General features: G+C 44.3%; 22 protein-coding genes and 1 riboswitch. Of the genes, 5 read left to right on the top strand and 17 right to left on the bottom strand.

Translation table 11 applies throughout. The features are described from left to right. Nucleotides 1-5: 5 nt before the first annotated feature. The gene (locus tag LMH68_RS18740; protein ID WP_229648181.1) at nucleotides 6-677 is read right to left on the bottom strand and encodes a DUF3313 domain-containing protein; all 672 of its coding nucleotides are present in this window, start codon (nucleotides 675-677) and stop codon (nucleotides 6-8) included. A 100-nt stretch (nucleotides 678-777) separates the two neighbouring features. Further along, nucleotides 778-1131, bottom strand: a complete 354-nt coding sequence (locus LMH68_RS18735; protein ID WP_017061749.1) for a hypothetical protein — start codon at nucleotides 1129-1131, stop codon at nucleotides 778-780. A gap of 323 nt (nucleotides 1132-1454) precedes the next feature. Continuing rightward, nucleotides 1455-1544: riboswitch (cyclic di-GMP riboswitch) on the top strand. A gap of 72 nt (nucleotides 1545-1616) precedes the next feature. On the opposite strand from LMH68_RS18735, the gene gbpA reads away from it, so the two are divergent. Next, a complete protein-coding gene (gbpA, locus tag LMH68_RS18730; protein ID WP_229648182.1) occupies nucleotides 1617-3083 on the top strand; it encodes an N-acetylglucosamine-binding protein GbpA in 1467 nt (488 codons plus the stop codon). Nucleotides 3084-3193: 110 nt separating this feature from the next. Here gbpA and cyoE read toward each other — a convergent pair whose 3' ends face one another. From cyoE to LMH68_RS18710, 4 genes are read right to left on the bottom strand one after another with little or no spacing between them, the layout of a single operon-like run. Then, nucleotides 3194-4168: a heme o synthase gene (cyoE, locus tag LMH68_RS18725; RefSeq protein WP_229648183.1), complete on the bottom strand. Its 975-nt coding sequence runs from the start codon at nucleotides 4166-4168 to the stop codon at nucleotides 3194-3196. Then, nucleotides 4158-5213 carry a COX15/CtaA family protein gene (locus LMH68_RS18720; RefSeq protein WP_229648195.1) on the bottom strand — a complete coding sequence of 352 codons (1056 nt, stop codon included), beginning with the start codon at nucleotides 5211-5213 and terminating at the stop codon, nucleotides 4158-4160. Before LMH68_RS18720 ends, cyoE begins: the two co-directional genes overlap by 11 nt. Before the next feature lie 60 nt (nucleotides 5214-5273). After that, nucleotides 5274-5882: a hypothetical protein gene (locus LMH68_RS18715; RefSeq protein WP_017061753.1), complete on the bottom strand. Its 609-nt coding sequence runs from the start codon at nucleotides 5880-5882 to the stop codon at nucleotides 5274-5276. Next, entirely contained in the window at nucleotides 5875-6822 is a 948-nt protein-coding gene (locus tag LMH68_RS18710; protein ID WP_032545810.1) for an SURF1 family protein, read from the bottom strand. Before LMH68_RS18710 ends, LMH68_RS18715 begins: the two co-directional genes overlap by 8 nt. Here LMH68_RS18710 and LMH68_RS18705 point away from each other — a divergent pair. Continuing rightward, entirely contained in the window at nucleotides 6710-6940 is a 231-nt protein-coding gene (locus LMH68_RS18705; RefSeq protein WP_017066085.1) for a DUF2909 family protein, read from the top strand. The two genes, LMH68_RS18710 and LMH68_RS18705, sit on opposite strands and share 113 nt — an antisense overlap. 19 nt (nucleotides 6941-6959) lie before the next feature. On the opposite strand, the gene LMH68_RS18700 is transcribed toward LMH68_RS18705, so the two are convergent. From LMH68_RS18700 to coxB, 4 genes are read right to left on the bottom strand one after another with little or no spacing between them, the layout of a single operon-like run. After that, entirely contained in the window at nucleotides 6960-7844 is an 885-nt protein-coding gene (locus LMH68_RS18700) for a cytochrome c oxidase subunit 3 (protein ID WP_009845661.1), read from the bottom strand. A gap of 38 nt (nucleotides 7845-7882) precedes the next feature. Further along, nucleotides 7883-8512, bottom strand: a complete 630-nt coding sequence (locus LMH68_RS18695) for a cytochrome c oxidase assembly protein (protein ID WP_017064839.1) — start codon at nucleotides 8510-8512, stop codon at nucleotides 7883-7885. Nucleotides 8513-8523: 11 nt separating this feature from the next. Further along, nucleotides 8524-10185 carry a cytochrome c oxidase subunit I gene (ctaD, locus tag LMH68_RS18690; protein ID WP_017061756.1) on the bottom strand — a complete coding sequence of 554 codons (1662 nt, stop codon included), beginning with the start codon at nucleotides 10183-10185 and terminating at the stop codon, nucleotides 8524-8526. Continuing rightward, nucleotides 10182-11384 carry a cytochrome c oxidase subunit II gene (gene coxB / locus LMH68_RS18685; protein WP_229648184.1) on the bottom strand — a complete coding sequence of 401 codons (1203 nt, stop codon included), beginning with the start codon at nucleotides 11382-11384 and terminating at the stop codon, nucleotides 10182-10184. Before coxB ends, ctaD begins: the two co-directional genes overlap by 4 nt. Before the next feature lie 454 nt (nucleotides 11385-11838). On the opposite strand from coxB, the gene LMH68_RS18680 reads away from it, so the two are divergent. Continuing rightward, nucleotides 11839-13545 carry a phospho-sugar mutase gene (locus tag LMH68_RS18680; RefSeq protein ID WP_229648185.1) on the top strand — a complete coding sequence of 569 codons (1707 nt, stop codon included), beginning with the start codon at nucleotides 11839-11841 and terminating at the stop codon, nucleotides 13543-13545. Between the two features lie 107 nt (nucleotides 13546-13652). Here the strand turns inward: LMH68_RS18680 and LMH68_RS18675 are convergent, their stop codons facing one another. From LMH68_RS18675 to yegD, 4 genes are all read right to left on the bottom strand, one after another. Continuing rightward, nucleotides 13653-14285 (bottom strand): LysE family translocator, encoded by a 633-nt coding sequence (locus LMH68_RS18675; RefSeq protein ID WP_229648186.1) that lies wholly within the window; start codon nucleotides 14283-14285, stop codon nucleotides 13653-13655. Between the two features lie 150 nt (nucleotides 14286-14435). Continuing rightward, nucleotides 14436-15068 carry a fumarylacetoacetate hydrolase family protein gene (locus LMH68_RS18670; RefSeq protein WP_229648187.1) on the bottom strand — a complete coding sequence of 211 codons (633 nt, stop codon included), beginning with the start codon at nucleotides 15066-15068 and terminating at the stop codon, nucleotides 14436-14438. A 349-nt stretch (nucleotides 15069-15417) separates the two neighbouring features. After that, a complete protein-coding gene (locus LMH68_RS18665; RefSeq protein ID WP_102332013.1) occupies nucleotides 15418-16494 on the bottom strand; it encodes a porin in 1077 nt (358 codons plus the stop codon). Between the two features lie 491 nt (nucleotides 16495-16985). After that, nucleotides 16986-18338: a molecular chaperone gene (gene yegD, locus LMH68_RS18660; protein WP_017064846.1), complete on the bottom strand. Its 1353-nt coding sequence runs from the start codon at nucleotides 18336-18338 to the stop codon at nucleotides 16986-16988. A gap of 160 nt (nucleotides 18339-18498) precedes the next feature. On the opposite strand from yegD, the gene LMH68_RS18655 reads away from it, so the two are divergent. Further along, nucleotides 18499-18807: a DUF1289 domain-containing protein gene (locus LMH68_RS18655; RefSeq protein ID WP_229648188.1), complete on the top strand. Its 309-nt coding sequence runs from the start codon at nucleotides 18499-18501 to the stop codon at nucleotides 18805-18807. Nucleotides 18808-18941: 134 nt separating this feature from the next. Here the strand turns inward: LMH68_RS18655 and LMH68_RS18650 are convergent, their stop codons facing one another. Continuing rightward, on the bottom strand, nucleotides 18942-19292 hold the full coding sequence (locus LMH68_RS18650; RefSeq protein ID WP_229648189.1) for a HopJ type III effector protein: 351 nt from the start codon (nucleotides 19290-19292) through the stop codon (nucleotides 18942-18944). Nucleotides 19293-19486: 194 nt separating this feature from the next. Between LMH68_RS18650 and LMH68_RS18645 the strand changes: the two genes are divergently transcribed. Continuing rightward, entirely contained in the window at nucleotides 19487-20146 is a 660-nt protein-coding gene (locus LMH68_RS18645; RefSeq protein WP_102332012.1) for a PilZ domain-containing protein, read from the top strand. Nucleotides 20147-20205: 59 nt separating this feature from the next. Here LMH68_RS18645 and luxQ read toward each other — a convergent pair whose 3' ends face one another. Continuing rightward, a complete protein-coding gene (gene luxQ / locus LMH68_RS18640; protein WP_229648190.1) occupies nucleotides 20206-22779 on the bottom strand; it encodes a quorum-sensing autoinducer 2 sensor kinase/phosphatase LuxQ in 2574 nt (857 codons plus the stop codon). Next, nucleotides 22779-23873: an autoinducer 2-binding periplasmic protein LuxP gene (locus LMH68_RS18635; RefSeq protein ID WP_229648191.1), complete on the bottom strand. Its 1095-nt coding sequence runs from the start codon at nucleotides 23871-23873 to the stop codon at nucleotides 22779-22781. Before LMH68_RS18635 ends, luxQ begins: the two co-directional genes overlap by 1 nt. Between the last annotated feature and the right edge of the window lie 89 nt (nucleotides 23874-23962).

Raw genomic sequence — 23962 nt, 5'->3', positions numbered from 1 at the left:
CTTTACTATGCGTCATCTATGTTGTGTAGAGTATCACCTAAACGTTCAACCCAATAGTTGATCGCGTCTTTGGCATCATCCAGCGAATCAATCATGGTTGAAAAATCTTTGTTACCCGCTTCACGGTCGATGGCTGCAAACAGTAGTGTGCCCTCTTGAGCATCACTGACCAATAACTCTACACTCGCACTCCCAACATTGGTGTGCTCACCAGTCGTGACCTTAGATATGGTTGACATCGCAAGGCCAAACGGCAGAACGCTGCTCGTTACAGCTAAGATCGGATTGGGCGTTTCAACGTTACTCAGAGCGATACTCAAGCGGAGCGTTTTTCCTGTCGGTTCATCGACAATCGTTTTATGAGGCGATATTTTATCTTCCAAGCGCGCAACCATGTGCTCAGTGAGTTCCTGAATCTCTTCCTGATCCAACGAACCTTCTTCTGCTAAAACAAAAATTTGGTCGATCACTACAGAATCGTAGTCATCTAACTTGGATTTCAAACGCTGCGCGTCACGTAGCCCAACCCTTGCCCAAACCAAGTCGACGCCTCCGTCAGGCCCAGCCTGAAAATCTTCGTAGCTGGTAAATTTAGTAGCGGTTCTAATTGGGCCGCCTGCACAACCAAGCAAGAAAATGCTGGTTGCAACAAGCAAAAGGACTTTTAAAGGGTTCATAACGCACTTAGTCAAAATTAAGGAATCTAATTAAGTATGACATACCCTATGTGAAAAGGTTGTAGAAAAAGGGGGTTAAAAATCAGAGCTAACTCTAAAATTAATCATGTTGAACAGTGTGTGCGTACTCTACAATTACCTGATTTCCTTCGATATAAGCATTTTGGATCTCACCATCAACACTCATTCTACTTTTCAGGTAGACCACTTTAGGCCCAGACTCATTGCCCTCTTTCAGCGAGGGGAATACATTCCTTGGTTCCAAATGAAGTAAACGACAAAAGTGACTAATGAAAGACATCGTTAATGGCGTCTCCCCTCTTAGCACTCTTGAGAAATCAAGCTGGTTCATGCCTAGCTTTTTTGAAAACTCCATCTGCGTAATTCGCATTCTCGATTTTTGTGACATCCACGTTTGATACAACGCGTCTCTGTCTAGTTCTGTGAATTCCATACCGGCTCCTTTATATAATTCATACCAATCAATTGTCCGTTTTTTCATACATGGCGTGTCAGGGTTCGGTTAGTGGAAACCAAAGGTTTGGTTTTGATATGCGCACAATTGTTGTACAGAGCGAAGCGAAACAACCCAAATTCATTCACTAAAACGATTAGAGCAAATGCTTTCTTTATTTATATCAATAATTTATACGTTAACGAACTAAACATATAGCAAGTTAATTTGTATCAAGAATTAAAAGTTCGAGATTGGCATTCCACATTTCAATCGATTGATTCGCATTTATAAAACTGGTTGGCTACATTTCGATTGCTCAAACGCACTTCTGGCAAACTATTTGAAAGAATAAGACGCAAAGCCACCGGTCTGTCGACAAATATTCTGTCTATGATAGCGGGGCCGCCACTTAATAGAATTTAAGTGTAAATGCATGCCGGGGTGTTCTCTTTTTTGTCGGCCAAATACAGTAAGGACAAATAATGAAACAACTCCAAAAAAAATCACTCATCGCGCTATCGCTTCTTAGCGTAAGCGGTGCAAGCTTCGGTCACGGTTATGTCTCGGCATACAACAATGGCGTAGCTGAGAGCCGTGTTGCCCTATGTAAGTTCCCTGCGAGTGATACGCAAGAGAAAAACACCAACTGTGGTGGTATCCAATACGAACCACAAAGTGTAGAAGGCCCTGAAGGCTTCCCAGAAGTTGGCCCTGCTGATGGAAAAATCGCCAGTGCGCAATCTTCTTTAGCAGCAGCACTAGACGAACAAAAGGCAGACCGCTGGGTTAAACGCCCTATCAAGTCTGGTTCTCAATACTTCGAGTGGACATTCACAGCTAACCACAAGACTCGCGATTGGAAATATTACATTACTCAACCCGACTGGAATCCAAACCAGCCGTTGGCTCGCAGCTCTTTTGACTTAACGCCATTCTGTGTTGTTGAAGGCAATATGGAACAGCCACCGATGCAAGTCAGTCACTTGTGTAATGTGCCAGAGCGTGAAGGTTATCAAGTGATCCTTGCCGTATGGGATGTAGGTGACACTGCAGCGGCTTTCTACAACGTTATCGACGTGAAATTTGATGGTGACGGCCCTATCATTCCTGATTGGGATCAAGGTGGTCAAATCAACCCGACACAAGACCTGAATGTTGGTGACGCTGTTTATACGCGTGTATTCGACCAGTCTGGTGAGAACGCTTCATACAGCACTGAGCTTGTGATTGAAACTTCTGAACAAGGCAAAGCCAATAACTGGTCTTACGCGCTTGCTTCTAAGATCAACCAAGAGCAGACGCAAATCAAAGCAGGTCAATTGAATGACCAAGGCGATTTCGCACCCGTTTACGGCACGAATCCTGTTTATCTAAAAGCAGGCTCTGGCTTTAACAGTGTCGAAATCGGCTACAAGATTGATACTCCAGAACCCGAGCATGATCTTGAAGTCTCGGGCTTAGAATCAGAGTACATTATCGATGAGAGCCAACCTACTCAGCTTGATCTTACGTTAGCGGCAACAGGCGATATCCAAGCTGAGCTTACCGTGTACAACCATCACCGTGAAGCACTTGCATCTCAGAAATCGGATCTAACAGACGGACAAGTTGAAGATGTTCAACTGACTCTTTCTAAGTCTGAAGCTGGCCACCACATGCTTGTGGTTGTGACGAAAGATGACCAAGGTAACTTAGTGGATCAGAACACGCTTGATTTTCATCTAATGGACGAGCAAACGCCGCCACCAGCGGGCGATTACGACTTTGTGTTCCCAGAAAGCATTGAGTCTTACACAGCAGGAACAAAGGTTCTAAGCAGCGATGGTGGCGTTTATCAGTGTAAAGAGTTCCCATACTCTGGCTACTGTGTTCAATGGGCTCCAACAGCAACTCAGTACGAACCAGGTGTCGGTTCACACTGGCAAAGTGCTTGGAACAAAGTGGACTAAGTACTCGCTAGATACTTACTTTGTATTGGGTGAGTTTTAGTCATCAACCAAACAAAAGCGGATGCCCAGAGCATCCGTTTTCTTATTCAGCAACAGCAGAAATGCGGTTATCAAAGTAGATAGTGGTCTGCCAACAGAGCCACAAACAAGATCATGAGATGATAGATGGAGAACTTAAAGGTCTTCATGGCCATATTGGGTTCATCACGATATTTCAGTACCCAAGCGTGATAAACAAACCCGCCGTTGAGCACCAATGAAGCGCTCAGATATATCCAGCTGCTCATGCCAACCAATACAGGCAATATACACACGATGCTAAGCAAAAAGGTATACAGAAAAATAGACGTCTTGGTGTATTCGATTCCGTGAGTCACAGGTAACATGGGGATGTTCACTTTGGCATACTCATCACGACGATGAATTGCCAACGCCCAGAAATGAGGAGGTGTCCAAATAAAGATGATCATCACCAACAACCAAGCATTTGAATGCAGTTCATTGGTAACCGCCGTCCAGCCCAGTAGCGGAGGCATTGCACCAGCGATCCCTGCTATCACAATGTTTTGCGGCGTTGCTCGCTTCAAGTACATGGTATAGATGACCGCATAGCCCAATAAACTTGCAAAGGTTAGCCAAGCCGTGAGTTGATTGACCCACACCACTAACGTAGCGAACCCAAATAAGCCGATACCTGCTGCAAAGCTAAACACACGCACACTACTCAGCTCACCGGATGGTAAAGGGCGTCGATTTGTTCGAGTCATCTGGCCGTCGATCTTTTTATCGATCAAATGGTTAAACGCAGCCGCTGAACCTGCCATTAACCCTATCCCAATCATTCCGAACAAAGTTTGTTGCAAAGGCAATCCATTCGGCACGGCCAAACACATCCCAACCAATGCTGTCAGCAACATCAAAGCCACCACTTTAGGCTTAGTCAGCGTTAAATAAACTTTCCAAGTGGCTTTGTTTTTTTCAGCCTTTTCGTTACTTAAAGTTATGTCATTATTGGCTGTTATCTTATGAGTTAAGGCTGCGTCTTGAGCCACCACTTCATACTGTGTTGACGTTCTACTGACCATGATTACCTCCTTGTAATACACTGTTCTTCACCAAGCTCTCACTCGGTTTGCGTTGCCACACCACAAAATTGGTTACAACCATGCTGATGAGCAACATTGCTGCGACTAGGTTATGCAAAACCGCAACTGAGATTGGCAGGTGAAACCATACATTACTGATCCCAAGGCTGATTTGAGTAAACAACACTATTGCGACAATCATGCTCAGCTTTTGGTGAGGCACTTGGCCAAACTTCCATAACTGGTACACGACCATCAGCACCGTTAATGTCGCCACAATAGCCCCGAACCTGTGCATGACATGTATGGTAAGCCTCGCGGGATACTCCAACACACCAAACTCATAGTTATCGTGTCCGTGTTGAGCAAAATCGAACGCATTTTTGAAATCGAGGTAGCTCATCCAGTTACCTTCACAAATAGGCAATTGGGTACACACCAAAGCGGCATAGTTTGACGATGTCCAACCACCAAGCAGTATCTGCCCAACCACAATGAGTAACCCAAACAACGCCCAAAATTTAAGTGTTGGAGAATAAGAAGCCTCGCCAAAACGGCTTTGGAATTGAGACAAACGGCAGTAGAGCAGACACAACAGTGACAGCAACGTGACCCCCCCCATCAAATGCGCCATAACCACAACGGGCATCAACTTAAGAGTCACCGTCCACATTCCAAGCAAAGCCTGAAAAATCACAGTGGCAGAGATAAGTAATGGAAGACCAACTGGTGTAATGTTCTTTTTAATACACCAAGCTACAACGACAAAGATAAGCAACCCTAATGTTCCTGCAAAGTAGCGATGGATCATCTCTATCCACGCTTTGTCTGCTTCAAGAGCTCGCTCTGGAAATTGCAGATTGGCTTGACTCACCGCTTGGGCATCAGACGGAACGGTGATCTTACCGTAACAACCCGGCCAGTCAGGACAGCCAAGGCCAGCATCAGACAGGCGTGTATAAGCTCCGAGAACAATCACGGTAAGGGTTAACAAGATAGTTAATCTCATCACAAGCATCAGTAAATCAGGGGCTTTATTCTGCATCATTTATCTCCCTATACTTATTCCCTTTCGCTGCTTAAGCTCAAGCATTTGCGCCATCAACTACCCAACTCGTGACAGCTTAAGTAGCTTTCTTAAATCATGAATCATACCTTTGGATTGCCCGACTAACTGCGACGGTTCCGACACGCTTTTGTACTCCATAACCAACTGTCCTAGCGGGTCAATAATGACAATGGAAGCCGGCGAAAACTCGGTGCTTAACTGATCACCACCAGCTAACAAAGATAAATCAGGCTTGTTGAGCGAACCCGACAACGAGTTACCTTCTGAGACGAAAACAACGGCGGTCACTCGCTCTTTGTTTTTCCCTAACGCTAAGTAGCTTTGATTCAAATAATGAAGCTGTTGTTCACACAAGCTTTCGCACTCCATCGGTGCGATATACCCCACAACCCAACCCTCTCCTGCCATGGGTACCGTTACGCCAAAATCCGCTAGTGTAATTCTTGGTTCTACCAATTCGCCTGAGTTAGTGACACCTGACGTATACCAATTCTGATCCAACACAGTTTTGGCGATAATGGCTGGCAAAGCGAAAATTAAAACGAGTCCGATTAATACCAAGCGTCCTTTAGTACGACGGCTTCTGAGCTCAGCCATGTTTGCCTCGGTAATTTCCCTGTTCACTTGTGCTTGAGATTTATCCATCCTTATTCCTCGTGATAGGTGTTGCTTTTAGGTACCGATAGCCAATCAACAACATCAAAAACAAAAGTACCGCAGCCATAACAAACCATTGAAATGAGTAACCAAAATGCTTCTCAGACCTCATCGCCGTTGGACGCCATAACATTTCATAGGGCCATGAATCTAAACTCTGAGGTTGGAAGACAAAGGGCAGCACTTCTTTTCCTGTATACTGTGATAACGCTGCTATGTTTAGGTTTTGGATTCTATTCGGTGTCGTATTTTCTAAACCCAACTCATGACTTAAAGGATTAATTGAGCGTGTATACAAGCGCCCTGACATTTTGGTTGGTACAGTGATACTTCCTAATTGCGGTAGTTCTCTTCTGTCATTACTTGCCGGAACAAACCCAAGATCGATCAACAACTGTTTTTCAGCCACTAAGGACTGGTTTCCATCTTCAAAGCGAACCTCACCCAACATGTAAATCACATACCCTACCGTTCCTTGGCTTATCTGGTTGTCTAACAAGAGCATCAAGCCGCTCGTATTGACTAATTCAACATCAGCCTTTAACCCGTTTAGGGTTTGAGGATTTAATGACTCTTGACCAGATAAATCCAGCTCTCGCAACTCAGAAATAACGACACCTAAAGGTTGTGACGAGAGATGTGCTCTCTCAGCTAATTGCTGTTCATAACGTAATTTCTCGTTACCACGATCGAGTTGCCACAAACCTAACTTGATTAAAGCGCCGACTGAAACCACAGTTAAAACAACCGCTATCCAAAAACCTTTACTGCGGAACTTGTGTTCATCATCAATCAATCGGTTTGGAGTTATCACTATGGCGTCATCTACCTTTGTTCTGTTATTTAAAGTCGTCTTGGTCGCTTTGCTGTTTTTTATCGCTTTCAATTTGATGAAAGGCCTAATCCAAATCGCCTCGGGCAAACACAATGGAAAAAGACTCAGTTACTTCTTGGGGCGTCGTGTCATGTGGTCAGCCGTTGTCGTGCTACTTTTATTACTTGCTCTGGGATCAGGAGTGATAACTCCCAACCCTCGCCCCTATTAATCCCCTATAGGCTCAATCGTTAAAGTACATAAACAAACACAAACAGGCCCAACCAAACCACATCAACAAAGTGCCAATACCAACTGCCCGCTTGGAACGCAAAGTGGTCTTTCGGAGTGAAGTGGTCTTTCGCAACCCTTGCCAGCAACACAATCAAAAAGATCGTCCCTAAACAGACATGTAAGCCATGAAACCCAGTAAGCAAAAAGAAGGTATTACCGTAGATGCCAGACTGAAGTGTCAGCCCCATCTCTTGATAAGCGTGAAGATACTCTTCAACTTGGAAGAACAGGAAGAAGCCAGCCAGAACAATGGTTATCTCCAACCACACGATCAAAGCCATACGCTTATTTTGTTCAAGACTGATATGTGCCATGTGCAGCGTCACAGAGGAAAGCAGCAGAATAATGGTGTTCTTAAGCGGGATACCTTGCCAAGGCATGGCTTGTGTCGTTACGCCATCAGGGGTCGTCGTTAGTGGCCAAATTGATTGGAACATCGGCCACAATACTTCATGGGTCATTTCATTATTGCCCGCACCACCAATCCAAGGCACAGAAATCATTCGAGCATAGAAAAGCGCGCCAAAGAAAGCGCCAAAGAACATGATTTCGGAAAAGATGAACCAACTCATTCCTTGTCTAAAAGAACGAGAAATCTGCTCAGAATAGAGACCACTCAATGATTCTGTGATCACATTGCTAAACCAACCTGCGAGCATGTAAAGCAGCACAGCAAACCCGACTAACAACACCGCTTTGCCAAACACACCACCTGCGGCGTCGGTACCCATGTTTTGCACCGTCAAGCCAGCGCCAACCGCGACCAAAAACAGTGCTACAGCACCCACCAATGGCCAGTGGCTTTGATGTGGAACGAAATACACTTCCTTTTTAGAACTCATCGCTCAACTCCTTATGTTGATACTGGTTCTGTAAATTCCTAGTTACTTGCGAGTACGTTAGGCTCAGATTTATTGGCCGCAGCACCCACCTCATTCGTGATATTGAATAATGTGTAAGAGAGCGTCAGCGTATGTATCGATTCTGGAATATCTGGCTCAATGTAAAATATCAAACCCATTTCTGCGCTCTTGTGCCCGTCCAATGGCTGCTGATTAAAGCAAAAGCATTCCATCTTATTGAAGTAGGTTGCCCCCATACCTGGAGAAACCGACGGTACGGCTTGGCCAACCAATGAGGCTCCAGAAAGGTTTTTGGCAATGTAGTTAGTTTGAACCACCTCACCAGGATGAACCTCTAACACTCGAACTTCAGGCGAAAACTGCCATGGCATATCTGGCTTGATGTGGGACATGAATTCGACTCGAACCGTACGAGAGTAGTCTGGCTGCATTCCCTGAGGTTGCACCGCTGAAACAGTATTAGTTTTGCCATTGATGCCTAAGGCCTCACACATGACATCGTAGAGCGGCACCAAAGCGAAACCGAAGCAAAACATCGCAACCACGCTCAACACCAAGTAGCCCGTCAGCTTTTTGGTCGATCGCTTATTAGACAGGCGCTTAGGTTGTTTTTTATCTTGATTGGGATCGCTTTGCTTATCACTCATGGTTCTGCCCTCTAATCCACTTTCGGCGGATGGGTAAAGGTGTGGTGAGGCGCTGGGCTTGGTACTGTCCATTCAAGACCTTCAGCTCTATCCCAAGGCTTACTTGGCGCAGGCTCTCCCCCTCTTACGCACTTAATCGCTAGCCATAAGAAAATTAGCTGAGACAACCCAAACGCAAAACCACCAATCGACACGACTTGGTTAACGTCAGCAAACTGAATCGCATAATCAGGAATACGACGCGGCATACCCGCTAACCCTAAAAAGTGCATCGGGAAAAACAGTACATTAACTGAAATCACCGACGTCCAGAAATGCCACAGGCTGAGCTTGTGGTCGTACATATGTCCGGTCCACTTAGGCAGCCAATAATAGGCAGCAGCCATAATCGAGAACACGGCACCGGTTACCAGAACATAATGGAAGTGAGCCACAACAAAATAAGTATCGTGGTATTGGAAATCAGCTGGCACGATAGCGAGCATCAATCCAGATAACCCGCCAATCGTAAACAAAACAATGAAGGCAATCGCAAACAGCATTGGTGTTTCAAAGGTCAAAGCACCGCGCCACATGGTCGCCACCCAGTTGAAGACTTTCACACCGGTCGGCACCGCTATCAACATGGTGCAATACATGAAGAACAGTTCGGCAAATACTGGCATACCCGTGGTGAACATGTGGTGTGCCCAAACCAAGAATGACAACAGTGCGATACTACAGGTCGCATAAACCATCGAGTGATAACCAAACAGGCGCTTACCACTGAATGCAGGGATGATGGCTGAGACAATACCAAAAGATGGCAAGATCATGATGTACACTTCGGGGTGCCCAAAGAACCAGAATATGTGCTGGAACATCACCGGGTCCCCACCACCAGCGGCATCAAAGAAACTAGTCCCAAAATATTTGTCAGTCAGTACCATGGTCACCGCACCCGCGAGCACGGGCATCACGGCTATCAGCAAGAAAGCGGTAATTAACCAAGTCCATACGAACATCGGTAGCTTGAACCAAGTCATACCCGGAGCGCGCATGTTCACTATGGTTACGATGACGTTAATCGCCCCCATGATCGAACTGATCCCCATAATATGAACTGAGAATACGAATAGCGCGGTACTGTCTGGGCCATAAGTTGTCGAGAGTGGCGCGTAGAAGGTCCAACCAAAGCTCGGGCCGCCACCCTCTGTAAACAAAGATCCGATTAAGATTAGAAACGCAAAAGGCAAGATCCAGAAACTGAGGTTGTTCATTCTCGGCAGCGCCATATCTGGTGCACCGATCATCATCGGAATCATCCAGTTAGCCAAACCCGTAAATGCAGGCATTACGGCACCGAATACCATGATTAAACCATGGACTGTAGTCATCTGATTGAAGAAATCTGGCTCAACGAGTTGCAAACCCGGTTGGAACAGCTCCGCACGGATCACCATCGCCATTGCGCCGCCCGTTAAGAACATTGCAAAGCTGAACCACAAATAAAGTGTACCAATGTCTTTATGATTGGTTGAATAAAGCCAACGAGCCCAACCTTTAGGTGCCGCATGTGAGTCGTGATCATCAACAGGCAAATCATTATTGCCCAAAGTGCCTTCCGCAGAATGGCTCAGTACTTGGTCTTCTGCTGGAGCCGATTTCACCGGCTTATTGATTGGTGAACTCATAACTGATCCTTAGCATCATTTTGTGCATCATCCGTTGAGCTTTCAGAACTGCCTTCCTGCTTGGCCTTATAAGCGTTCACATCTGAAGCTTGAACAATATCGCCGGTGTCATTACCCCAAGCGTTTCGTTGATAAGTTACTACCGCTGCGATCTCTTTCTCGGTTAACTGATTATCGAATGCTTGCATCGCCGTACCGCCACGACCATAAACAATTGTGTCGATATGAACATCCACATCACCAAGGGCAATAGGACTTCCTTTGATGGCAGGGAATGCTCCAGGAATGCCCTCACCGTTTGCTTGGTGACAAACCGCACATCGAGTTTTGTAAACCTCTTCACCGATGGTATTCAACTCCGCCAAGGAAAGTGACGCACCTAATGCATCTTTTGCGGCTTGTTGTTCGGCTATCGCTAACTCTTTCTGCTCCGCTAGCCATGCGTCAAACTCATCTTCTTCCATGGCATGCACCACGATCGGCATGAAACCATGGGCACGACCACACAACTCTGCACACTGCCCTCGGTAAACACCAGGCTCATCTATCTTAGTCCAAGCCTCATTAATAAAGCCCGGAATGGTATCTTTCTTAACGGCGAATGCTGGCACCCACCATGAGTGAATCACATCGTCGGAAGTCATCAAGAAACGGACTTTACGATCAACAGGCAGTACAAGTGGCTTATCAACTTCTAGCAAGTAATGCGCGCCTTTCACTTCGAGGCCTTCAATCTCTTTGTCACTGGTCGCTAGAAGGCTGAAAAATTCGACGTCTTCACCAAAATAGCTGTAATGCCATTTCCATTGTGAACCAGTGATTTTAACGGTCAGATCTGATTGGGAGGTATCTTCCATCGCGATCAAGGTTTTGGTGGCAGGTATCGCCATAGCGATGAGGATGATGATAGGGATGATGGTCCAAAGAATTTCGACTTTCGTGCTTTCATGAAAATGGGCAGCAACTGCGCCCTTCGATTTCCTGTGCCTCAAAATCGAATAAAACATCACACCAAAAACAACAAAGGCAATCGCACAACAGATGTAGAAGATCAGCATATGAAGTTCATACACCTTACCACTGATCTCAGTGACGCCTTGAGTCATGTTGTAATCACTGCTTGCGTGCACTAAAGGCGATACTAAAAGCACAACAAAACTCTTCAAAAGCCACGCTAGCCTAACCAGTAATCTTTTCAAAAGATCTCTCCTTGTCCTTCCTAATTGGATACTTGCGACCTAAATGTCGTTGCGAACTGGACAACATTCATTGTTATTCCGGCTACACATGAAAAGGCTGAATCTCAATCTACAACTCACATGGAACTAGCCTGTGAGCAGGCTACTGACCTCATATAAACCCAAGAACTAATACGGTTCAAAAGCGTTGGAGGTTTCCATGAAAGATTCAAAAACGGCGAATTTGTTAAATTTTGTTATATTTATGTAAAAGGCTAGTTAGTGATATCCAATTATTCAAGGTAAGTTTACTTACTAAACAGTCAATTATTTGAAGTGGCTTAATCTACGTACCCTCTTGCCGTTGGAATTTATTTTATATCGAGTTTTACGATTGCTTTCATGGAAATGAGAATTAATATCACTTAAATTAAATCAACGGTAAGTCATACAGACATTAATAGGTTTAGTGATTATGCAAGATGTAATGAATTGGTTAGCGAGAGACCCAGATCCAAGAACTCGTGAAGAACTTCAACACCTCATCGATGAGGGAATGCACGACGAACTTGAAGACCGCTTTACTCAACGATTAGAGTTCGGAACGGCAGGACTTAGAGGCAAAGTTGGATGCGGCCCAAATCGAATGAACCGTTTAGTCATACAGGAAACAGCAACCGGGCTCGGCCACTACTTAATCGAACATGTCGCTAATGCGACCATTCGCGGTGTGGTCGTCGGTTATGACGGCCGTTTAGATTCAAAGCAGTTCGCGATTGATACCGCTTCCGTACTCACGGCTTTAGGCATTAAGGTTTATCTAACCTCGAACGTCGCGGCGACCCCTATCGTTGCCTTTGGTATTGAGCACTTCAACGCCGCAGCTGCCGTTGTGGTGACGGCCAGCCACAACCCACCGGAATACAATGGTTTCAAAGTGTACTGGGAGAATGGCGCTCAAATCATTCCTCCTCACGATGCGGGTATTGCCGCTGAAATCGATATCGCATCGACCAAGCCGCTCCCTTTAATGAGCCTAAGTGACGCTGAGACGCAAGGTAAGTTGGTGTGGTTAACTGAAGGCTATTATCAAACGTACCGCGCTGCGATCAATCAGAGCCCATACGTGAGTGACGAGATCGAATCGGCGAACACCACCATCACCTATACCGCAATGCATGGTGTCGGCGCACAAATGGCCGAGGATCTACTTCACGATTCTGGTTTCCATAAGGTGTTCAGCGTCGCCGAGCAAAGAGAGCCCGATGGTAACTTCCCGACCGTCAACTTCCCGAATCCGGAAGAAAAAGGCGCGATGGATCTGGTGGTTAACTTAGCAAAAAGTGTCGATGCCGACATTGCTTGTGCCAACGATCCAGATGCAGACCGATTTGCGGTTGCAGTGAGAACAGATGATGGCTCATACAAAATGCTAACAGGTGACCAAGTCGGCGTGCTATTCGCTCATTATCTACTCTCAAAGCCACATACCAAAAACCAATTAGTTGGTAACAGTATCGTATCTTCAACATTGCTTGAAAAAGTAGCTCAATCCCACGGGGCGACTTATTTCCAAACGCTGACAGGTTTTAAATGGTTAGCGAATATTGGCATGCAATTGGAAAATGATCAGAACGACTTCTTGTTCGCCTATGAAGAAGCATTAGGCTACACAATTGGTACTCAAGTACGAGACAAAGATGGGCTGTCTGCTATTGTCGTGTTTGCTCAATTGGTTGAGGAGTTAAAATCTCAAGGTCGAACAGTTTGGGATCTTCTCGCTCAAATTTCATTTGAACATGGGGTTCATACCAACGCTCAGCGAAGTATTGCACTAGACCCAGATTCACCATCGATTGGTTCTAAGCTCCGCTCGGCACAGCCTAAAGCAATCAACGGTGTCGCTATCTCTGTAATTGAAGATTTGCAGTCTTCTTTACGCTTCGTCATTGGAGGCAATACTGAAGCCATTAACCTGCCTGCAAGTGACGTACTCATCTATCATCTCGAAGATGGTTCACGCATTATCGTAAGACCTTCCGGTACTGAGCCAAAAGTTAAGATCTACTATGAGACGGTGACAAAATTTGAAGGGACAGAAACCTACGAAGACACTCGCCTGCGCGGTGAGAAGTACATGGAGAAACTGATTGAACAACACCAACAAGAGTTGAATTCATAGCGATTTAGCGCGTTCAACATGTAACGGTTAAATATAAAAAATGGACGCTCGTAGCGTCCATTTTTGTCTCAGCGGCTAACCACGAGAAGATGTCTGATTTGATTCGTCTACGAAGTAAAGAAAGAAGACAACATCCAGATAGCTAACACGATGAAAACTCCGCCCATGACTTTCTGTTGATAGGTACGAAACTTCGCGTTTTCTACGAGAGATTTACCAATCGTACCCACTAACGCCACCAGCAAAAAGTTAAACGTTAAGCCGAGAACATTCAGTAATAAACCCAGAACAAGCATCTGCTGACCGGAAGTCGCTTCAATATTCGTCGACACAAACTGTGGTAAGAACATCACAAAGAAAACCAACGCTTTAGGGTTAAGCAGGTTACTAATCAATGCTCGTTGATAGTAGGCTTTTGCAGCAAAGTTGTCGCTTAACTCAGGCGCATTGCCCTGCTCTGTTCGAAGACAATCCCACCCCATTTTTAATAAGTAGGTACCGCCTAACAAATGAAGGGCTTTTAAAGCCACTGGACTCATCGCAATCAATGCTGAAACACCCATTGCTGCTAATACTGTCAGGATAATTCCAGAAGTCGCGTTACCCAAACTTGCAAACACACCAACCTTGCGGCCATAGCTCATACTTGAGCTCGCGATGAGTAACATATCAGGGCCAGGTAAAAGGAGAAGTGCAACAACGGCAGTCACGTAAACAGGTAGGATGGTTAAATCGATCATGGGTTTCAGTATTGATAAAAACGGAGGCGGATTTTATATCAATTACCAACACCCTTCCAGATGCAATTGGTTGTAGGATGGTAAAATATTCGAATTAAATACCATCAACGAACAATAAAGCAAATTTATTAACCAAATAGAAAAGACTACTTAACTTGCTACCCACTCGATCTCAATCAATGTCGTATCGCCACACTTTAGGCGACCAAGGAAAATATCACCTCGATGCACTTCACCAACACCTTTTGGGGTACCTGTCATTACAACATCGCCATCAAGCAAAGTCGTGTAAGAAGAGAGCTCTTCTAGGATAGTTTGTGGAGAATACAGCATCTGCTCAACGTGACCCTTTTGAACGCGGACACAGTTAATAAATAATTCTAGGTTTAAGTCAGAGAGATCAAAATTATCAACGGGAGCAAAGCGACTAAAGACAGCGGAACCATCAAAGGCTTTGGCACGCTCCCAAGGTAAGCCTTTCGCTTTTAAGCTACTTTGCAACTCACGCTTGGTGAGGTCTAACCCTAAGCCCACGGCTGAGTATTGGCCATTTTCAACGATAAAGCAGATTTCAGCTTCATAGTGCAGTGCTTCTTGATGAAACGAAGAAAGAGAGGAAGTCACGCTGGTGCTTGGCTTATTGAAAACCACCATAGAGTCAGGGATCGCATTGTTAAGTTCTTCAATGTGATCGACATAGTTACGCCCAACACACAGTACTTTTGTTGGGGTTGCTGTTCGTTTCGAATTCATCAATTGTTTCTGATCTACAACGCTGCTCATAGTTTATCCCTGAACTATTTTTAGAGAGCAGAGTTTAGCGCATCATAAAATGAGAGTCTTCGACAAGATGATTACCGATCTCTAAATTCTGATCTTGAGCTCAATTCATTGATTTGAATACTTTTAGGTAAATATCGGTGTATATCTCGACCTACCCTCCAGAAATAGAGTCATCGGCTTACATCAATTAGAGAAAATGAAACTAAAGTAGGCAGTTAAATTTGAAGAGCATTAAAACGAAAGAAGCCCTCTCAAACCAAAAGGCTTGAGAGGGCTTAGCATGGTGTCTAGGACAGTATCCTAAAAGGTAAACTTAAGAAGTAAACACTATGCTAAATAAGTCTGCGACTTATAGGTAGTAACGAGCACCAAGAGTCCACTTGTCGTCAGACTTGTAACCAGTTTCGTCGTTTAGATCGAATTGGTAACCAGTGTAGCCAACAAAGTTGCTAGTGAAGTTGTATTCAGCTTGTAGAGCTAACTCTTCACGAGCTGTAGTAGTTGTTCCACCTTTAAGAACTTCGCCTTCAACAACTTCGTAGTTCACACTTAGGTTCAAGCTGTTCGCAAGTGCGTAAGCTGCTAGTAGTTCGTAAGCATTGCTCTCTTCAAGAGTTGTACCACTTACAAGACCAGCGTTCATATTCTCATTAAAGCCGTAGATACCAGCTAGGTATAAACCAGAACCGTATGAACCGTATGCTGCAGATACTAGGTGAGATTCAGCAGTCTTAGAGACACCGCCTTCAGTGAAGTCGCCAGTGTTAAATGCATAGCCTAGTTTAACACCTGCAATAGAGTAACCAAGCGTTGCTTGAACACGATCACCGTAAGATGCAGTTGAACGCGTTGTAATAACTAAACCGTTGTTACCAACCGTTTCTGTTTCAGTAGTAACATCGTTATCACCCTGCCAACCTAGACCAAAACTAAATTCACCAGCTTCACCAAAATCAAAAGCATTGCGGTAGCTTACCATTTTGTCTGCACGACCAGTACCAAGTGCACCGTGGTTGTCGTATAGGAAGTCATTCGCAAAAGCAATGGGCATATCTGTTGCTGCAGCTACATCGTAGTATGGAGACCACTGTGTACCAGCAACTACACGACCAAGCTCTTCATGAGTCAAACCAACGTAACCAAGACGTGTTGTAAATGTGTCATCACCACCATCTAGGTAGTTAAGTGCCCATTCGCCTTTAGCGTCAGCAGTAAAGCCGTTACCCAGATCTTGAGTAGCGTTAAAGTTGATACGTGGAGAGTTTGTACCTACTGATGCATCGTCTTTTTCAGAACCGTTCACGTTTACTGAAACGTGGCCGCCTACAGAAAACGCTGTGCCGTCTTCGTTGTAAAGTTCTACAGCAACTGCCTGTGTACCAAATACTGCACCAGAAATTGCTAGCGCTAAAAGTTTCTTATTCATTGTCATATCCATTATGTAACTGGGTGAGTTATTCACTAACAACCTCGTGCTTACGGAGAAGTTGTTACCTGCATTTAACAAGTAGGCAAACACTAATATACGAATGACAAAAAAGTTGCATTAAAATATATAAAATAAAAAAAATCGCACTATAAAAAACAAAAATACCTTTTAAAACAGCTGATTAACACGACAATTACTGGGATCTCCTTTCATTCTTTGAGATAAATACTTTGATTATTTTTGATTTTATAATCACTAAAAAAGCATTAAAAATCTAAACCCAAGGCAACTCATCAGACCATCGAGAGGCTCGCCTTTGCCTTTGAAACATTTTGTAACACGTAGAGCTCAGCTGAAATATTTAGCTTTGTGAAACAAATCCCAATATGAGCTAGGAAAAATCGTTCAATAGAAAGTTCATTAGAGAAAAACAAAAAAAGGGCAACCAATCAGCGACTGGTTGCCCTTCATAACTCATCATTGAACTCTTATTTGAAGCAAACCTCAGCCCAACGAGCTAAACCTGCAGTTACTGAACCGAAGTAATTACCACTCACAATCGGTACATTCGGCACAGCTTGTTGTACGGCTTCACGAAGTATCGGTGAACGAGCGGAACCACCCGTCATGTAGATTACGTCTGGCTTTTTCTGGCCTTGTTGAATCGCTTCTTTAACCAACTCAATCATCTTAGACTTTGGTGTTTCAATCGCTTCAACCATCTGTTCGACTGAGATATCTACCTCGACCAGTTCAGAGGCAACATTAATCGCAGCACGATATTGAGGGGATTCTGCCAGCGCAATCTTGGCCTCTTCCGCTCTACGCACAATACCGTAACCCAAAGTGTCGTGATAAACCTTCATCAAACGTTCTAGCTTTTGAGGCTCTGACGCTTCTTTACGAAGTAATTTTAATGCCGCTAGGTTTTCTCTTGAATAGAAGTTCTTTTGAGCTTCAACATTATTAATCGCAATTGGGTTCCAGAATTGAGTCAGTGGCATATCAATACCCGAAATGCCTTTGCTGCCCATACCAAAAGGTGACATCAGTTGTTTGAATGCAAGATAGATATCGAGGTCATTCCCCCCTACCCTTTGCCCACTGTGTGCCAACAAGCTCTGGGTACGATCCGCTTTACCAGACCACGTTGGTCCCATTTCTAATAATGAGCAATCGGTGGTACCACCGCCAATATCAACAACCAATACTGTTTGGTTTTCAGTTAATGTGCTTTCGTAATCAAGGCCTGCGGCTACGGGCTCAAATTGAAAAGCGATATCAAGGAAACCGGCACGCTTAGCTGCGCGAGACAGTATGTCTTCAGCTTGTCTGTTCGCCTCTTCACCACCTCGACCGTGGAAGTTAATTGGTCGGCCGATAACAGCTTGCTTGATCTGCTCTTGAGTCGTGAGTTCGGCTTGATTCTTGATATTTGCCATCATGGCGCACACTAAATCTTCGAAAAAGCTCACCTGCACATCATGCAGTCCACTCGCGCCAAGGAAAGATTTAGGGGACTTAACATAATAAACATCGCGAGGGTCTTCTAAATATAAGTCCAACGCAGCCTGACCAAATGCCATGTCTTCTGGCACTAAGTCGATACTCTCTTCTCTGTTCAGCGCAATCGCACGTCGTAGTACTTGCTCACCGATCGCATCACTCGGCTTGATATTCAAGTGGCGGAATAGATGTTCAGAAACACTCTCACGAGTAGGCGCAAACACGGTTGAGGGAATATAGTGGTTGTTACCTTCTAGCGGTAACAGGCTTGGCTCTCCATTAACCATCGCCGCGACAGAACAGTTCGCTGTTCCATAATCAAATCCAATAAACATAATATCCCCCCACTCAACAAAAGGGGCGAGATGCTACATGAAAAGCCTAAAAATTACGAGGTCATTTCTAAATTTAACTGAGTAATTTCTTAGCTTAACGGCTCTTCAAGAAGAAACAAATATGCTACATTTCAGCCCAAATGAATCACAGGTTAGAGAAATGAAAACACCTTGCCGAGCGGCTTGTAAAAATAATGGCGGAATTTGTAGTGGCTGCTTTCGAACAATGGATGAAATTATAGGTTGGAAAGGCTTATCTGAAGAAGAGCAAACGTCGGTTATGGATAATCTTAGTGGCGCGAGTTCGACTCACCAATGTCCACAGTGTAATGAGCCAGCTCAATGCGATATCAGTGCGGGCAAAGAGACGTGTTGGTGTTTTGAGTTAGAAAAACGAGATACTAGCGATATTCCAAAGGCTGGAGTTTGTATGTGTCGTAAGTGCTTGTCTGCCCTGCCCGTTCAGTAGTTTAGAGCCCATTTAGTAAGTTACTGGATAGCAAGTTACTAGCCAGTTCAACATAGACAAAAAAAGCGAGAGGTTGTTTTCTCGCTTCAAAATACTGAGATTAAATTTCGACCTAATCGTTACCTGGTTAGTGTCTACTTCACTTTTGCAACCAGCGCAGGCTGAGAAAACTGGATACCATTCCAGCCATGAACCATAAAGTTACGAATATTTTGATGGTCGCTGTTCTCAGGAAAACCTAGCACGTCGTTACGATAAAATTGACCAAAACAAGAAAGTGTTTGCTCTGCTGATAGGCCTTGCTCTAAACCAAAAGCAAAAATCTTACACGAACCATTATTCTGCCCTGCAGCGTTCACTACCTCACCATTGCGAAATTCGCGCTCAGAAAAATCATAGTGAGCTTCGATCACTTGCATTGTATCTTCAAATTGCACGGCCTCTGGGGTTTCAGCCAGAGTATTCAATAAGGTTTCCAGTTCCATTTACTATTTCTCCATCAAGTATATATCTGTCAGCAGTGTATCTTGTTTTACGACAAGAGTAAGCCGTTGTTTACTTGAGATAGCGATTCACTTTTTTGTTGTACGCTGCTAATTACTTCAATGAAACTAATGACATAGTTTTATCAGGGCGTTATATTATTTTATCAAACGATTAACATTGTTCAGTAACGAATATGCATAAAGATAAAAACTTAGAACTGTTCAGATACCTAAAGCCAGGTACAAAAACAGCAGGTGTATTGGAATTTGGCCCAGACGACTCAATCCAGATCAGTACACTTTATATCGGACACAAAGAAGATCAGTACCTCATCCTAGAGCTTACGCAAAAAGCGACAGAAGCACTGACGCTGAGAAAGCTCACAAACGTTGATATTATTGTTCGTGCGATTACCGACACCGAACTTGGGCACATTGTCGCGTTCAAAACCAATGTACTGGCTCATATCACCTCTCCAGCACATCTAATCTTCCTTCGCCCACCCTCAAACTTTGCAACCAAGCCTATTCGTGAACACGAAAGGTATAAAGTACGTCTCAGCTGTGAAGTCACTTTTGATACCTTGTCGCTGGATGCCACACTAGTCGACTTTTCAGCGTCAGGGTGCGGTATCTATCTTACCCAGCAATCAGATATTGATGTCGGCTGGAAGATAAAAGTCAATTCTGACTTAAATGAGTACTTAGATGACGATCTTGTCTACAAGGTGGTAAGTAAGAAAAGGCAAAGACAAGGCCGGTTGCTAGGTATCCAATTCCCTGAACACCTAGATATGAGTGATGAGTTGAAAACGCTGCTATTGGAACAAGCCTTTGTCGCTGGCTCGATATAAAGGCAGAAAATTAGTTACTTCTCTTCAACAGACTCCATTAAAGAGCACTAAGTTAAAGCCTAGTGCTCTGTGTCATTCCAGTATGAGTTTTTGAAATGAACAAACGCTTGGTGGAGCGACTCTTCTTTAATCGGCTTTACAATCACGTAATTCGCCCCTGCGGCCATAAAGCTGTCTCTAGTTGACTCTTGAGCATCAGCGGTACACGCATAAATAGGGGCTGACACACCAATCTCACCTCTTAGCTGCTGAGTGGTTTCAACACCACCGAGATTAGGGAGTTGGTTATCCATCAAGATCAAGTCATAGGTAATCGTCTTAGCCATCTCAATCGCTTCTAAGCCATCTTTTGCCCAGGTGACGACCATGCCATATTTCTTACAGAAAGCCTGAGCAATAAAGGCGTTGGTGTGATTGTCTTCCACCAGCAACACATTCAAAGGTCGACTAAACAACGCCTCTGGCTCAACCTCAGCTTGTTGCTTAGCATCGACTAATAGCGGCTTGGCGTGTACGACTACAGGAATTTCTATCGTGAACTCTGAGCCTTGACCTATCACGCTGCGGACTTGAATGTCCCCTTCCAGCATATCGACCAGATTTTTTACAATTGTAAGTCCTAAACCAGTGCCACCATATTCACGAGTGGTGGTCTCTTCGGCTTGAACAAAGGGTTCAAAAACAGCATCAATTTTGCTTTCATCAATACCAATGCCAGAATCTTTCACTCGAACGATCAAGCTGGCGTGATCGGAGTTAAAGATACTCTCGATCTCAAAGCTGACGGAGATACCGCCTTGATGAGTGAATTTAAAAGCATTACTCAACAGATTAAACATGATCTGATTGAGGCGTACTTGGTCAGTATTGATTTCAATGTCATCAACCAAGTGATTCACAATGGTAAATTCGACGGATTTATCTTCACACAGCGGTCGATAGATGCTGTCTAAGGTATTAACTAACTCCCCTAAACGGAAGTCTTTCTTTTGAATATTAAACTGCCCTTGCTCAATCTTTGAGAAGTCCAAGATATCGTTAAGTACCGCCAGTAAATGTTCCGCACTATTACACAGTACATCCACCTGCTCGCGATTATCTTCATTGTGCATAGAGCGCTTGAGCAGCTGAGACACACCGAGAATACCGTTGAGCGGCGTGCGAATCTCATGACTCATCTTAGCTAAGAAGTCTGCTCGCACATTCGCAAGATGCTCAGCTTCTTCTCTTGCTCGATCAGCCTGTCTTTCCGCCTCGATAAGCTTAGTAATATCTTGCCCTTGTACCACCACTCCTGTGATGCCGTGTTCCACGCGAATAGCAGACATGTTCCAACGAAACACCTTTTCACCAATGGGTACGTTAATACCCGTCAGTTTAGAACCCTGAACCACCATTTGAATATTAGGCAGCATTCGCTGCTCAAACTCTTGGGCAATTGGACCATAATTGTCATCAGCATCGAACAACGCCATGCGAGCGGCGGGGTTCATCTGAATCAAATCGCCTTTTTCAGACCAAACTAAAATAGGCGAATGAGCAAAGTTAAAGAGATCTTGGAATTTTTGATTCTGTTCAGATAAGCGCTCAAAGGTGTCTTCAAGAGTACAACCAATATGATGAAATTCGAAAATGTTAGAGCCATCGAACTTGTTGTACTCTTCGCTAGCACTTGCCGAACGAGTAAAGTCCATTAGCTTATCAAGCTCGGCTGAGACTCTCTTTTGAATCCAAGTTCGAGCAAAAAAAGACATCAATATGATCACCACAATCACCACGATGATCGCACGCTGATAATTCTCTTCTAACGCAACGAAATTATTATTTTTTTGAACAGCTCGAATGATTAAAGGAGTTTCAACAGCATTAATCTTAATGGTTGCGATGGTAACGAAATGACGCGGCAACTGTTCGTACATTTGGTAATTGAGGATGTCAGTAATGGTGTAGCTTTCATCACCACTGAATGTCGATGTCACCGGTGTACCGTGCGCTTCAATCACGATATTTTCGCTATTACTGCCCTGTTGGATTGACTCAGCCAAAGAGAAGTTGTTGTCAAGCACAATGGCGATATAGAGTTGACCAAGGACTTCCCCAGTAGCGTTATCAACAATAGGGGTACGGCGAGCCAACAAGTGACGCTTACCTATATCTGTCCTCAGTTTAATAAAATGCCAATTACTGCTGAACGAAACCTCATCAGAAATATGCTTTAAGTTGGACTCATCCAAACCATAAAATTGACTGTTGCCGTCTTCCCAAGCCAAACCATCGTGGGTTGAGACAAAGCGTAAATCTGGTGCATGATCCGGTTCACGTTGGTCAACACCAAAGAAAAAGTAGCTCAGAGTCTCGTCATTACCCGTATCAATGTACTCTCTGAGAGTTTCACTGTGTGAGCTACTGTCTTGATGGATTTGCAGCACCGACAAACGATAATCAAACATGTTTTGGATCAGGCTTGAGGTTTGCTGTACCGTTCGATTCGTCTCTTGCTGTACGATATTACTGCTGGTTTCATAATTATGAATAAGCACGCCAAGTGCCATCACGCCTATCACCAAAATAACGATACGCGTAATGAGTCTAGCTAAAGTGTTTCTAGGTGTACTGGCGTAACTTTTCTTCATTAGTGACCTGAGTACCTAAATGCTCGCTGTTTAAGTTCTGAAATACGTTCTGGGGAATCTTCCTTGGTGACAATTTCAAATTCACCAGAGTAAACGGTAGGCACTTCCAAACCAGCTAGATCCCACTTGATCGCCTCTGCCATTGCAATACCTGTATCGTCGTTCATACGCATGACAGTAACATCTAGGTCGCCCCTTGCAATGGCTTCAAGTTCAGCAGAGCCGCCTCCCCAACCATTCACTAAGATGTCTTGGCCCGATTCACGAATCGCTTCCATTGCACCGAGAGCGACATCCGTTGAACATGCATAGATAAAGTCTAGATCCTTATCGTTCTCTATGCTGATTTTAGCCGCTTGGTAGCCACTGTCTTTGTTTGATTTTGTGTAAAACGAAGACTTAAGGGTAAAGTTGGTAACCGTATTCACTTCATGGATAAAAGTATCTCCACGCGCATCACTGATATAGCCTTGTGAGTAATACAAAACAGAATACTTACTGTCTGGCGGACTTACTTGTTTAAAATAGTCCGCCAGTTTTAAGCTGCCTGTCGCATGGTCAAAACCCACATACATAAATGGCTGTCTATCTGCCCAAGCTCGCACTGGCGTCGTGATATTTTGAAGAATCAGTTTGGTGTCTGTAGAGGTCAACACGTACTCGATAAACTTGCGGTGGCGCGTGGTATCTAGCGTGAAAATCAAATAATCCGTCTTGTTTTCAATCGCTTCTTGCAACGAAATACTCTGCTGCGCGAGATCGGCATTAATACGGGTAAACACTTGATTTATTTGATAGCGGATCTTCAGCCTATCGAGACGCTTCTCAAAAGCTTGAATATTGCGAACCCAGTAATCCGAGATCTGTTGACCCGGATACACCACGGAAATCGTAATTGGTTCGTCTTGGATTCTTCTCAGTGGCACAGGGTGATTTTGTACAGCCTCGACCATTTTATCGGTCAATGCTCTTTGTTCTGGAAAAGTGGAAAGATAATCTTGGTATTCCCAGTACCTATTGAGGACATGAGTACCATGGGAAAGAGCGGACGCAGAAAATACGGCAAGTCCAAACAACATCAGTAAACGTTTCATATTTTTCTCGTTTTATATGAGCTACTTTGGCTCATTTTTTAACCTAGCATGACACCATCTCTTTGTATGGCTAATGGATATTATGTAGG

The sequence above is a fragment of the Vibrio sp. F13 genome, from assembly GCF_020806305.2.
GTDB classification, from domain to species: Bacteria; Pseudomonadota; Gammaproteobacteria; order Enterobacterales; family Vibrionaceae; genus Vibrio; species Vibrio crassostreae_C.
This window is presented reverse-complemented; position numbering and strand designations above follow the sequence as displayed.

Coding starts and splice junctions, on each gene's coding strand:
- ctaD (WP_017061756.1), bottom strand. CDS start 10,185: ATGAGTTCACCAATCAATAAGCCGGTGAAATCGGCTCCAGCAGAAGAC.
- gbpA (WP_229648182.1), top strand. CDS start 1,617: ATGAAACAACTCCAAAAAAAATCACTCATCGCGCTATCGCTTCTTAGC.
- yegD (WP_017064846.1), bottom strand. CDS start 18,338: ATGTTTATTGGATTTGATTATGGAACAGCGAACTGTTCTGTCGCGGCG.
- LMH68_RS18675 (WP_229648186.1), bottom strand. CDS start 14,285: ATGATCGATTTAACCATCCTACCTGTTTACGTGACTGCCGTTGTTGCA.
- LMH68_RS18705 (WP_017066085.1), top strand. CDS start 6,710: ATGGCGTCATCTACCTTTGTTCTGTTATTTAAAGTCGTCTTGGTCGCT.
- LMH68_RS18680 (WP_229648185.1), top strand. CDS start 11,839: ATGCAAGATGTAATGAATTGGTTAGCGAGAGACCCAGATCCAAGAACT.
- LMH68_RS18735 (WP_017061749.1), bottom strand. CDS start 1,131: ATGGAATTCACAGAACTAGACAGAGACGCGTTGTATCAAACGTGGATG.
- LMH68_RS18655 (WP_229648188.1), top strand. CDS start 18,499: ATGAAAACACCTTGCCGAGCGGCTTGTAAAAATAATGGCGGAATTTGT.
- LMH68_RS18670 (WP_229648187.1), bottom strand. CDS start 15,068: ATGAGCAGCGTTGTAGATCAGAAACAATTGATGAATTCGAAACGAACA.
- cyoE (WP_229648183.1), bottom strand. CDS start 4,168: ATGGTCAGTAGAACGTCAACACAGTATGAAGTGGTGGCTCAAGACGCA.
- LMH68_RS18700 (WP_009845661.1), bottom strand. CDS start 7,844: ATGAGTTCTAAAAAGGAAGTGTATTTCGTTCCACATCAAAGCCACTGG.
- LMH68_RS18695 (WP_017064839.1), bottom strand. CDS start 8,512: ATGAGTGATAAGCAAAGCGATCCCAATCAAGATAAAAAACAACCTAAG.
- LMH68_RS18715 (WP_017061753.1), bottom strand. CDS start 5,882: ATGGATAAATCTCAAGCACAAGTGAACAGGGAAATTACCGAGGCAAAC.
- LMH68_RS18645 (WP_102332012.1), top strand. CDS start 19,487: ATGCATAAAGATAAAAACTTAGAACTGTTCAGATACCTAAAGCCAGGT.
- LMH68_RS18740 (WP_229648181.1), bottom strand. CDS start 677: ATGAACCCTTTAAAAGTCCTTTTGCTTGTTGCAACCAGCATTTTCTTG.
- LMH68_RS18650 (WP_229648189.1), bottom strand. CDS start 19,292: ATGGAACTGGAAACCTTATTGAATACTCTGGCTGAAACCCCAGAGGCC.
- LMH68_RS18665 (WP_102332013.1), bottom strand. CDS start 16,494: ATGAATAAGAAACTTTTAGCGCTAGCAATTTCTGGTGCAGTATTTGGT.
- LMH68_RS18720 (WP_229648195.1), bottom strand. CDS start 5,213: ATGCAGAATAAAGCCCCTGATTTACTGATGCTTGTGATGAGATTAACT.
- luxQ (WP_229648190.1), bottom strand. CDS start 22,779: ATGAAGAAAAGTTACGCCAGTACACCTAGAAACACTTTAGCTAGACTC.
- LMH68_RS18635 (WP_229648191.1), bottom strand. CDS start 23,873: ATGAAACGTTTACTGATGTTGTTTGGACTTGCCGTATTTTCTGCGTCC.